General features: G+C 44.2%; 5 protein-coding genes, 1 other RNA gene and 2 pseudogenes. 1 reads left to right on the forward strand and 7 read right to left on the reverse strand.

What is annotated here, in order from left to right; translation table 11 throughout:
• Positions 1 to 107 precede the first annotated feature (107 nt).
• The 5 genes and pseudogenes from CDZ87_RS01950 to CDZ87_RS01970 all read right to left on the reverse strand — a co-directional run bounded on the left by CDZ87_RS01950 (position 108) and on the right by CDZ87_RS01970 (position 9,243).
• The gene (locus tag CDZ87_RS01950; protein WP_100751939.1) at positions 108 to 962 is read right to left on the reverse strand and encodes a hypothetical protein; all 855 of its coding nucleotides are present in this window, start codon (positions 960 to 962) and stop codon (positions 108 to 110) included.
• 81 nt (positions 963 to 1,043) lie between these two features.
• A pseudogene (locus CDZ87_RS16970) lies at positions 1,044 to 1,157 on the reverse strand (IS3 family transposase); the annotation flags it as partial.
• A 475-nt stretch (positions 1,158 to 1,632) separates the two neighbouring features.
• Positions 1,633 to 3,270, reverse strand: a complete 1,638-nt coding sequence (locus CDZ87_RS01960; RefSeq protein WP_100751940.1) for a methyl-accepting chemotaxis protein — start codon at positions 3,268 to 3,270, stop codon at positions 1,633 to 1,635.
• A 328-nt stretch (positions 3,271 to 3,598) separates the two neighbouring features.
• Positions 3,599 to 3,964, reverse strand: coding sequence for a transposase (locus CDZ87_RS17215; protein WP_281251948.1), 366 nt, complete (start codon positions 3,962 to 3,964; stop codon positions 3,599 to 3,601).
• A gap of 263 nt (positions 3,965 to 4,227) precedes the next feature.
• The gene (locus tag CDZ87_RS01970; RefSeq protein ID WP_100751941.1) at positions 4,228 to 9,243 is read right to left on the reverse strand and encodes an alpha-1,6-glucosidase domain-containing protein; all 5,016 of its coding nucleotides are present in this window, start codon (positions 9,241 to 9,243) and stop codon (positions 4,228 to 4,230) included.
• 624 nt (positions 9,244 to 9,867) lie between these two features.
• Here CDZ87_RS01970 and CDZ87_RS01975 point away from each other — a divergent pair.
• A pseudogene (locus CDZ87_RS01975) lies at positions 9,868 to 10,158 on the forward strand (transporter substrate-binding domain-containing protein); the annotation flags it as partial.
• Positions 10,159 to 10,262: 104 nt separating this feature from the next.
• Here the strand turns inward: CDZ87_RS01975 and ffs are convergent.
• An RNA gene (gene ffs, locus CDZ87_RS01980) (signal recognition particle sRNA small type) lies at positions 10,263 to 10,359 on the reverse strand.
• Between the two features lie 127 nt (positions 10,360 to 10,486).
• Positions 10,487 to 12,496 (reverse strand): GGDEF domain-containing protein, encoded by a 2,010-nt coding sequence (locus CDZ87_RS01985; protein WP_100751942.1) that lies wholly within the window; start codon positions 12,494 to 12,496, stop codon positions 10,487 to 10,489.
• Between the last annotated feature and the right edge of the window lie 27 nt (positions 12,497 to 12,523).

The raw sequence follows: 12,523 nt of genomic DNA on the forward strand, positions 1-12,523 counted from the left end.
AAAAATGGCCTAACTAAAAGCTAGACCATTTCTCTTGAAAGGCTAAAGGCAAGACCTGACCCTGTTGGGTTGTTGGTTTTGACTAAATCTACCATATCAATCTGAGACTATGGCGTATACAACCATCGACTATCAATTTGGCTAAAAATTTCTTTAGTCTCTGGGCTGTCGATATTCACTCTAACTCGATTAGTTAAACCGGCCTTATCAAACGCGTCTTTAGAAAAAGGATGCTGTTTTAGTAGGTCAAGTAAACTACCATCTGCGAGTGCGTTTTCCATACCTGTTGAAATGGCATCAGCAAGTTTAAGGTTATTCTGGGTCACATAAAAAAATCGTCCATAAGGATAAACAATGGTGACATTAGAATCTACGACTAGGTTTTTGCTATCGGCACCAAATTTTTGCAAAAACTGATAGACTTCCGTTGCCCCCAAAGGAAATAAATCAAAGCGCTGACCATCAACCATCTTTATCAGATTTTCTATCTGAGATGCGGTGACAACCTTAAAGCCCGCATTCTCTAATATGGGTATATCTCCCCATCCTTGCCCTTGCCCAACACTAAATTGAGTCAGTTGCTTAAGATCTTTGACATTCGCAAGCTTCGCTTCTGTATCCTTGTGTACAATCGGAACCCTCCAGCCCAACAATCCCATTTCAAGTGGCAAGTAAATCGGTAAAAAGCGTTGTTCAAGCTCTTTTTGAAAGCCCGTATCGAACACATCCAGCTCACCAGCTTCAACCATAATTCGTGCCCGATTTTGGTTAACACTTCTTTTATCTACTGTTACCGTGTAGTCAGTTCCGGATTTACTTAGCGCCAACTCCAGCACTGCCAAACCTATCGACTCTTTGCCTATTCCATCTATATTGGGATATTTTACCTCTTGCCCAGAGGCAAGTGCGCTGGTCATACAAACTACAACCATCAAACCGACTCTAAATACATGCTGTAACATAATATTGTTTCCCTTCTCTTCGATATTCACTGTCAAGTGTAGTCAGCAAATGTGCGATCTGCACCAGTAATGCCTGGCACTTCATGAAGCGACATTTTGATTTTCAAAGTTAATGGGGCTTATATACTCAAGAGTAATGTGCTTTCTTGTTCGATTATAATCAACCTCTATGAGCTCAAACACCGTTTGGCGCATACCTCTCTCATCATGCCAGGGCGAGACCGCAAACGTTTTCTAACCACTCAGCATAATCGGTTTGACGATCATATCTAGCGGTGATCATATACTCTCTTTTTAAGAAAGTGTAAACGCTTTGATTATAGGCTGTATATATCCGATATGTTTCCGATTTAAACAAATAGACAAGAGTTGAATCAAGATTTTCAATCAAACGCGGTCAATTGAGTGAACAATTGCGGTCAACTCTTACAAAATAAACAGACTACCAAGCAGCACCTCGCGAGGTGACATGATACAAAGCACCTCCATATTCTATCCTTAGCGGTCTACTCATTTTCTTCCCCACCAAGCAAAAATGGCCTAACTAAAAGCTAGACCATTTCTCTTGAAAGGCAAAAGGCAAGACCTGACCCTGTTGTCTTTTCTGTTGGCCTTTTTCCAGCCAACAAACTTTCTTGATCGTTTCAATGATCAAGAGAGCCAGTTTCATTTATGCGGTGACAAAGTGATGAACCTTATCTCGCAGCTCACCAGAGGCTTGGCTCAACATTTCGCTCACTTCTCGAGCCTGCTTTGCCTGCAGCTCTAAATCCTGTGTATCGCCACTTAAGCTATGGATACTTTGCTTCGTTTGCTGAGCAACCAAAGCCTGCTGCTCACTGCCCGTGGTGATCGAACGATTCACTTGTGCTACGTCTTCAAATGCTTGCCGAATATGATTTAAAACTTGTTCCGATTGATTAGAAAAATCGACACTTTCTAGTGCTTGTTGATTCGCAGACTGCATGGCATTCACCGCATTATCCGCGCCTTGTTGTAAACGCGACAAAACATCACTAATCGAGCGAGTCGCTTTTGCTGTGTTACCCGACAAATTACGCACTTCATCAGCGACAACCGCAAATCCTCGCCCGGCCTCGCCAGCACGTGCGGCTTCTATCGCGGCATTAAGCGCTAATAAGTTGGTTTGCTCAGCAATATTTTGTATCACACCCAACACTTGGGTAATTTCTGTCGACTCTTGATGTAAGTGCCGAATAATTTGAGCAGAATGATCTATTGCACTGGCTAAGTTTTTTATCCGCATACTGGCTTGTTGAACGGTATTTACACCTTGAAAACTAAGTTCATCAGCTTGTGTTACCACCGTTTGTGCATATTGGGTATGTTGACTTACCGCACTAATCGCTTGGCCCATTTCTTCCATAGCTTGGGTAACAGACTCGGTTTGTAAAGATTGGTTATTGGATTTTTCTTCTACGGTTTCGCTAACCAACAACATACGCTTGGCATTTTTTCTTAGTTCAACACTCTTATTCTCTATCTCAATAATCAAGTGACAAAAGTGATTTACCATCCTATTTAATGCTTGTGCCGTTTGAGCGATTTCATCTCGACCTTGTACAACGACTTGCGTGGTCAGATCAGAAGAGTTGGCTAATCGTTGTATGCCTGCACGTAACTGACGCAGTGGCCGTTGAATAGAACGCTGAATTAACCAACCGAGTAACACTAATAAGCTAATCCAAATCGCTCCACCAAACAGATAAAATTGGACCATGGTATGAGTAAGGCTAGCCGCCTCGGTCTGTACTTCCCCAGCCATACCAATCTGCTGTGCGACCAGTTGGTTTAACGTCTCACCCAGTGGAACAAGAGTATGATTAATCTCGTTATTAAAAGTCGATTCATTCAAGATTCGCACAGTAATTGCATCACTCCCTGCGCGAGATATCCATTGCTGATAGAGGTGAATGGCGCTCTCTAACTGTTGATCAGCCAATTGGTTGAGCGGATCAACAGCCTCTCCCCTTTGTTGTTGATAAGCTCTCCAGTGTTCTCCAACTTGAGCTAATAGGCTTTCAATCTTATCTATCGTTTCATTTTGGCCAGCCCACCCGGTTCGATAACGCCTTAAATCATCAAGGCCAGTTTGTCTGAGTAATGAATGAGTCGCAAGGATTTCACTTAGAGGCAGTAGGTGTTGCTGGTAAAGACGATCAAACAAACGATCTTTTTGTTGTGTCACTTGAAAAGAGAGGAAAAGTGCCACCAGTAAACTGATGATAGGAAGCGCGCTTAAGCAAAATAAGCGCGTACTGATTTTGACTTGGTTGAATCTGAACATGCCGATAATCGCTCTGAAAAACAGAAAAGTCGGCGATATATACCAAACAATATGAAATGGCCGTATCAAGTAACTCACCGCCGAACCGTAACCAAAGACGGAACCGGAACCAAATCACTCTGCCAACGTCATACAGAAGAAGTATTTCAGATCGCTCGCTATAAGCCACGTAAGCAATCCATACCGCCTTAGTGTGATGGTATGGATTATTCCTAAAGACTATGACAAGAGCGTTACAATGTATTCAACACTCTCTATTTACTAAAATCGGGCTTTATTTTTTTATCCATTGACCTGGAGAGCATTCTAAGTTTTTTTTTAAAAGCGCTCACGGGGTCAGGTCTTGCCTTTTGGCACTATCCGGCTGATTCTTGAATAGTGCAAGCCAAGTCGGTGCCTCTTTGGAGCCCATCAAAAAGGGCCAACTGCTCCATTCATATTCCGAGGGGCAGTCCACCATATGAGCGCGAACTGGGTTTAACAGGATATATCGCCCTACTTCAAGCAAGTAAGAGTCTTTGTCGACCAAGATGGCTTTGTATCTCCCTTGATACAAGTGCCCAACACGATGGTGTTTGCGATTAAATTTTTGGGTATAAACGCCATTCAGTTGCCTCATCCCTTTGCTTAAGTTGCCATCGGGCGTTTCGACTAACAAGTGATAGTGATTGGTCATCAAGCAATAGCTGTGTATGACCCAGTTGAATCATTCGCACACCTGGCCTAAAACTTCAATAAACAACGCAAAGTCTTGCTCATCTACATAAATCGCCTGCCTAGCATTACCTCGTAAGGTAACATGATACAAAGCACCTACATATTCTATCCGTAGTGGTCTAGTCAGTTTTCTTCCCTAAACAAAAATGGCCTAGCGAAAAGCTAGACCATTTCTCTTGAAAGGCAAAAGGCAAGACCTGACCCTGTTGGTTTTACAACGTGATGGGGTGGAGTAGTGACTTATGGATTCACTTTAAACACTCCCACAGATGGCGTTGCTTGTGATCTATCTAACCACCATACATAGTCGCCACCTTCGGCAAAGTGAACGCTAAAGTTAGCATTACCCGCATTAGCTAAAGGTAAAGATTGCAGATGCGATTGATAAGTCGAAGCATTGACTTCATTAGACCAATCAGCGCCAGCAAATTTGAACTCATGGCTTTCACCAGCATTGACAGAGATCGGCGCGCTACGATAACGCTCAACGCCTACGCACTGAGCATTATTTTCCACTGACCAACCATTCATTGAGCCACGTAGATAGAGCGGTTGAGAACAATCAGTGACTTCTTGTCCTTTTTCAACCACAAAGACACTGGCGCTGAACGCAGGTATGCTAAAGGTGCCATCGGTAAACCTTGCTTGCGCTGAGGCGTGTTGACTCGCTGCAAGCGCTGGATGTAACTGATAAGGCTGACCTTGCGTATTAGCTAGGTCAAAATCTTGCCCTGCTGCACTGTTATTGATCAGTACCACCACCGCTTGATGGGGCTGATCCTGTTGGTTTTCCGTTGGCACTGTGCTGGCGGTAATTTGCATTACCACTAAGCCATTCTGACCACTGACATTATGAAAACGTACTTGATCATTAATTTGCTGAGCGGTGGCTAAACGCAATAACGGCGTTGTGCTGCGCACTTGCAGTAAGGTTTTCAACCATGCGTGGGTTTGCGCAATATCATCTGGACTTGGGCCATGTGGGTCCTGTGCTATTCGGTTGCTGATAATGTCCCAGCGATCGTGCTCACTACCACAGAGGGCACTGTTTTTCTCACATGAGGGTAAGCCGACGTTCCAGTTATTGATTTGCTGAGTAAAATCAACGTAGTTGAACCAGTCTCCTGAGTCATAACTATCTCGATCCATTGATTTAGAACGCAATAGCTCTTGTCCCATGTGGATAAAGGGGATGCCTTGTGCCAACAAAGGATAAGCCATGGTCACTTGTTGCACTTGTACCCGCTGCACTGTATCCATATTGGGTAAGGTCTCTGCAAAGTTATCCCATAAGGTTGGGTTATCATGCTTAGAGACGTAGTTGACGGTTTCGCTTGGCTCTAAGCTGTAACCGGTGATCTGACCGTTCCAGAGATAATCTTCACCACGAATCCCCCTATTAATCGGTAGCTGATAACTACGTAAGTTACCCGCTAAGCCATAACGTGCTACATTCAATGCGTGACCATGCTCCCACGGCGCTGCAAATACCCCTCCTTCTCGCAATGCTTCACGCAGGCGATCGTTAAAGGTGCCTATTCCTGTTCCCGCTTTATTGAGCTGGCTGGCTTGCTTAAAGCGTGCATCGTTTTCCACTTCACCAAAATTCCAGCCTTCGCCATAAAAATACGTTGCAGGGTAAATCGCTTGCGCGGCTTCTCGTGCTCTTAAACCTGCTTGAAGTGGAATATGACCCATCAAGTCAAAACGGAAGGCATCGATACGATAATGTTCCGCCCAGACTTTGATTGAATCGATCATCAGTTTTTCCATCATCGTCCATTCTGTGGCGGTGTTGTCGCAACAGGTTGAGTTTTCTATCGCGCCGGTTAATGGGTTGAGACGATGGTAATAACTCGGCACCACTTTATCTAGCACTGAGTGCTGACTATCCGGGCCGGCGGCATACGTGTGGTTATAGGCTACGTCCAATGCCACGGTTAATCCCATATTATGGATAGCTTGGATCATCTGCCGCGCTTCAATGACTCGCGCTGAGCCATTGGCGTCACTGGCATAGCTGCCTTCTGGGGCATTGAAATGGAATGGGTCATAACCCCAATTGTAGCTGTCGATGCGGCGCATGAGCTGCCAAAGATCGTTGGAATCTCGGCTTGCGGGATCAAAGCTTGCAAATACCTCAAGCAGTGGTTGGTTGATTTCTTTGCTGGCGCATAACTGCTGACCAAAGGCATCATTATGTTCTGGTTGTACCTCTAGCAGCTGACATAATTGACCAAGAGTCTGATGAACATCAATGCGTTGGTTAGGGTCTTCGTTGATTGAACCAAGGTTGTTAATGGGTAATAGATGTAACGTGGTTAAACCGGCATCCGCTAAACCTTGTAGATGCTGAACAGGTACGCTGTCTTGCAAAGTGAACGCTAAGTATTGTCCTCGGTAGTCTTTTCCTGCCGGAGAAAGCGTCAACGTTGACTTATCACGGGCACTAAAGTCGCGCACATGGGCTTCGTAAATACTGAGATCGGTCGGATTAACGACGACTGGGCGGTTGACTGAATCCCAGCCATTTGGGAGTAATTGTGGGTTGGCGAGGTTTAATGCTTGGCTAAATTCACCATTAGCAGACACATTGACCGAGTAAGGATCGCTGACCACCACTTGCTGTATACGCTGGGTATCAAAGCGAACTTGCTCAATCTGGTAGCGATAATAGTGCCAATCCGCGTCATCGATTGGTAAACGGGTTGACCAAATTCCAGTCTTTGCGTCTTCTACTAGCGCGATTTCACGGCTAGTTTCGCTTAATTGTGGGCGAATTTCTAAACTCACTTGCTGCGCTAGAGGTGCCCATAGAGCAAACTCCACCTTATTACCGTGATAACTCACGCCTAAGGTTTGATGATAAGCACTGGTTTTATCGTTGCGATCAGCATACACCGCATCTAACACGCCAGCCAATTGCACTCTGTCATAGTGAATTAACTGTTCTGCTTGATAACCCACTAATAAGTGCTGCTGCTTTAATAGTGCTGGTAAGGATAAACCTTCAGGTAAGCTTAACTGATAGGCTGGGCCATTGAGATAACCAAACGGGCAGTTATCCTCAACTGGCTGGCAGTGAGTGCCCGCATAAGAGATTGGGGTTAACTCTATTTTACCATCGTATCCTTGCAGCGTATTTTGCTCGATGTTCAACGTGGCATTAGCTGAGTAATACAAGGTGACTTTATCCATCGAGTTAGGGTCAAGCGTGTGCCAAACGATAGTTTCACTATCGACCCAATGACCACGAGCCAGCGCTGTGCTTAATGGATTAACGGTTGGGCTAGTCGGCTTTTCATCGCCAGTGAGCTGATCGTTGTCACTAGCACCTTGATCATCTTGATCGCCATCAGAGCCTTGTTCATTATCTGTTCGATCACTGCCTGTTTGATCATGATTATCTTGGTCGCTATTGTCTTGATCATTGGTTTCGTGTTCATCCGTATCGCTCTCTGTTGAGCCAATGCGACTTGCTAGATGAATAGCCAAAGCTTGATGAGGTAAGACTAGAGTCTCAATATGACCTTGCTTATTGACCGTGACCTGATGAATCTCACAGTCATCAATCTCAGCGGCAATCACATTACAATACTGACCCGCTGGTAAGCTAGTTTGTAGGTTAGTCAGATGATAAGGGGCAGAACTGTGGTTAATAGCAACAAATCCACGTCCTTCACGGGCAAAGGCGATTTGATTATTCGCGCCTTCATGCCAGTGGTTCACAGGAGCTTGTTGTACATCTTGGCGAAACGCCACCATGTTAGCAATTGGCCGCCAGCGGTGTTCACACACCCAAGGCTGATCGGCAAAACAAGCTAAGTTACCATCAGCTTGATACACTGTGCTCTCTGGTGGCCCCACTTCACTTTCAGTAAAGGCATAGCTGGACATTACCCGAGGGTAGCCATAATCCCAAGCCAGCATAAAGACATTAGCGAGATCATAAATATTGGCATGTTCGCTATTACTTTGATGGGTGAGAATATTACCACCCGCTCCGTGTCCGCGTTGGTTATCGTGGTTATCGATAAAGACGATCGCTTTATCACTAGGGGTATAAATCTCATCCCAACGGTCACCAAACTGTTTTAACCAATGTAAATCACCTTCGCTAAATACTCGCGCAATTTGTTGGCCATAACGAAACTCTTCAACTGCAGCAATCGACGTGTATTGCTGTGAGCGGACCGACTCTTCATTACGTGTGTCGATCACTTCAGAGAAAAAGTAGGCTTGTTCACGCTGTGTGACTTGGTCGAAGATGGCGCTTAAATCATCCACTGCGATATGTTTGGCGGCATCAACCCGAAAGCCTTTCACGCCAAGAGCTATTAAATCATCAATATAGGCGGCTATTACTTGCTGCACGTGAGGGTGACTGGTGTTCAGATCTGGAAGACCGCTTAAGTCACAATGCTGGACGCGCCACGCACCATCTACTGGATTCTCACCACTGTGGTAATCTTTGCCATCAATCGTACAGTTACGATCGGCATTGTCAGGCATGTGATATTGATGATAATGACCAAGCTGTGTGGAGAAGCGGCTATCACCGTCAAAAAACTTATGGTTAGCTTGAAGCATGCCTTGGGGATGTTCGCGGCGCTCAAATTGGCTACCTGCAGTACCAATAGCCTTGCCATTCTCATCGGTTACTCCAACGTCAATACCATTCTCACCCCAATCAGGGAAGTGCATCTCACCTGTGATATCAGCGGAATGGTTGATGACTAAATCAGCATAGATATCGACCCCATGCTGACGGCAGGTCTCTACCATCTCAATAAATTGCTGGCGATTACCACTGCGTGACTCAAGACGGTAGCTAACCGGTTGATAACGTGTCCACCAAGTGCCGCCGATAATATGCTCATTGGGTGGTGATACTTGTATGGCTCTAAAACCTTTTTGCCCTAAATATGCACATTCTTTAGCAATGTCCTGCCACTGCCATTCAAACAAGTGCACCATGGCGGTATGTGGCTGTGGCGGATCAAAAGTAACTGATTCCTCAGCAGTGTCGTTATCGTTGTCAGCAAGCTGCTCATCCTCTACCCGTTTTTTTGATCTATCACTATCATCACCGGGATTGCCTTCATCAGGCGGTGATTCGACAGTACTTTGTTCGCTGGTTAGATTGCCATCTTGTGATGGTTCGATATCGTTATTACAGCCTAGTAATAATGTACTTAAAATAAGCAAAATACCTATTCTCGGTACGCGAGTTAAGAAGGTTAATGGGTAGTGCATATATTTCAGCCTTGAAAATTAAAAATACTATACCCTTCCTACTTGAAGTTCAGGAATGTTGACTACGTTCGTTCACCCCAATCACAGAGTCTGTCTATGCTCATGGGGGTGAATCACTTGCCGCCTTCCTACAACTCCAAGTTGTTTGGGTATAAATCAGATGACAATCACATGAGAGTCAGCCAGAAAATAAGGTGGGGAAGTTTTATGTGTTGCGCCAAAAACAGAAGCTACATTTTTACTCGTTGACGATTTGTACTCTCAGGTTACTTAGAGAGGAAAACTGTTTAACGGTAAAGATGACTTAATAGCTATGATCTTGGTAACCCGATGTAGCTTGAGCTAGAAACAGCCAAGTCACTGGATTTTTTATGATAATGGGGGATAGCTGATAAACCGGTAATTTATACTCTTATATATACAGCTGCTGATTATTCTAATGGTTTTGTTAATAATAAACCGTGATGAAATTCGCAGTTGAATTCGGGCACGTTGAAATACATGAATAAAACCCAATAACAACTTCACCTGTTATTCGACGAGAAAGTAACATCTTTTAAGCTGTCATCAATATAAGTACCATCCACCAAGCAGGAATTTTGGAGAACTTCAAACTCAAAATGCTCATTCGATGAAGCCTTGACTGATTTACTGAACGGTCGCCTTGATACTGTGTTTGGTGGCTCAATGGGACTCAACACAGGATTCCTTGAAACGGAACAAGGCAAGGACTATCATTTTACCGGCCCTAAATTTACAGAATAGAAGTGGTTTGGTCGAGGTATTGGCGTCGCTGTTAGAAAACAAGATAACGAATTGAAAGATCTTATCGATAGCGGGCTACAAAGGCTGATTGACAATGGTCAGCACCAAAAAATTGCGAGCAAATACTTTTCGTACAGCATTTACGAATAGACTAGCGTAAAAAGTGAACTTCACTACTTACAAGTATTGTTCACTTTTTTAAAGCTACAGATAGCAAAAAGCCGCTCATTAAGAGCGGCTTTTTAAATGGGTGGAAGCCCCAGCCACATCCCGGCACACAAGTCACTCGCTGCGGCTGCTTCCTTCCGGACCTGACCGAGTTCACAAGTTATTGTTGCGGGAGGACCAGGGCCTCCATAGATTCTGTTTTCTTAGCGTGGCTAAGAAGTGTGGGGATTATCAGCCATACGCGGCTCTATTTCAAGCCCTCGAAGCAATAAAGTCTACCTTTTCTATTCAACTGCTTAGTCAATAACCGTTATCGTAGGTAATGAACGATTTTCTCATCAGCTGACATCGCGAGCGGCTCCCCTCTTGAGTCTTGTTTATGTCGATACATCGCTTCATCCGCTGCATTCAAAACTTCTTGCAAGCTCATAAAGCAGACCCTCGGCATAGAAACTCCTAGCGCAATCGAAATATTGAAACAAAGCTGGCCGTCGTCTGAAGCAAAAGGAATTAACTTTAGCTTGCTGGATAGTTCATTGGCTCGAGTTTGGTTGATTTTACCAATCAAAATAAATTCATCGCCACCGATCCTAAAGCTATGCCCGTGCCACACACGCTCAATGTAAGTCGCAACACTTTTAAGTACTTGGTCGCCAATCTCATGACCATAGGTATCGTTGATATGCTTGAAACGATTCACATCAAGATAGATCACCGTGTTATCAGCGTTCACGCCACTACGGTATTTTTGATGCATTGAACGACGATTTTTCATTCGCGTTAGTGGATCAGTATTGGACTGACTGTGCAAATATATCGCAACCACAATCAAGAACCCGAGCACTAGCATAAACAGAATTTGGCGTTGGCGTGAGAAAGCCTGCTCCGCTTGTAAGGTTGCTTTCCAATTGGGATGATAATCGTACCTATCAATAATTTGCTCGGTATCGATCATTTTTATCGCGCGACTAAACAGGGGTGCCAACGCTTCTCCAACTCGGTTTTTCGCAAAGCCAATCGCAATATTTGACTGATAAAAGTGACCAATCGACACATCTTCTTCAAGTGGAATGATGTCGCCTGATTCACGCATCATTTTATTGAAGTTGGCGCGACTGATCGCCATATAACTAATTTCACCGTTAAGTAGCGCATTGTACATTTGCGCTGTACTGGAATAAGACTTAAGTTGTTTATTGGGTAATAGCTGAGACAAGAGTGCTTCAAAAAAATCATCTTTCATCACCCCGATCTGTTCAACAATCAATTCTGACACATTACTGTACACACCATTCTTATAGCCTTCGCGCTTAATCATGATCGCTTTAGGGAAGTAGTATGGGTTACTAAACTCGATTAACGCTTTACGCTGCTCAGAAATAACGATTGGACCAAGAATGTCGATACGTTGTTCAATTAGATCACTGTACATACTTTCCCAAGTTTCATCGGCAGTACTTACAATGTCACAGTTGAGAAGTAGAATGTCACAGGCTTGCAGAACCACATCGGCGCTAATCCCTTTAATCTCACCATTACTATGATACTCGGCATATTGACCAACATTATGCAGTTTGACTCGATACTGACGGTGAATATTAAGCTCACTGTCGATGACCGACTGTCTCAACGCTTGTTGCCGGATCTCAAACTGATACGCTTTAACAGATTCACGCAACATTTTTTGCATTTCGGCACTGTGCACGTATTCAACAATTTTGGTCAGTAACGCTTGATGTTGGTGCTTTGGTACAATGATAGAAACTGGCTTTATCGACAGTTGATGATTGAGTAACTGAGCATCAAACCCTGCCATCAACATCGGCTTAAGGTGGTTTATGGCATCAATGACTCCGTCCACCATTCTAGATTCAATCAGGTCTCTGGCTTGTTGATGACCGCTATATTCTATTTGCTTAATATGGGGGAAATTGGCTGTAACCAAATCGGCGTAAATAGTCCCTTTCGGCACACCAATAACATGCGCTGTATCAAGCGTTGCATCGGTTACACTATATAGGTAGGTATATTCAATGTTAGTCGGGCTAGAAAAATCAAAGCGCGTAGCACGTTGGTCTGTATAAGTGACGTTAGCGGCAAAATCACTTTCTCCACGCTCAACTGCCTTTAAGATCGCATCAAAACTTGGATAGTAGATGTACTCAACATTCAGATCAAAGTGTTCAGCCGCCTCATCAAACAGAATCCGCGTGACGATATCATCAGCCTCTACCCCTACTTTGTAAGTCATGCTTGCATAAGAGTAAGGAAGCACGATGAAGGAGAGAAGAAACCCAACCGTCCGCCAAAAAAGAGCCATGGTACTGTCGTCCTGTTTTAATAATTA

Origin of the sequence: Vibrio salilacus, assembly GCF_002811245.1 — a bacterium.
GTDB lineage: Bacteria > Pseudomonadota > Gammaproteobacteria > Enterobacterales > Vibrionaceae > Vibrio > Vibrio salilacus.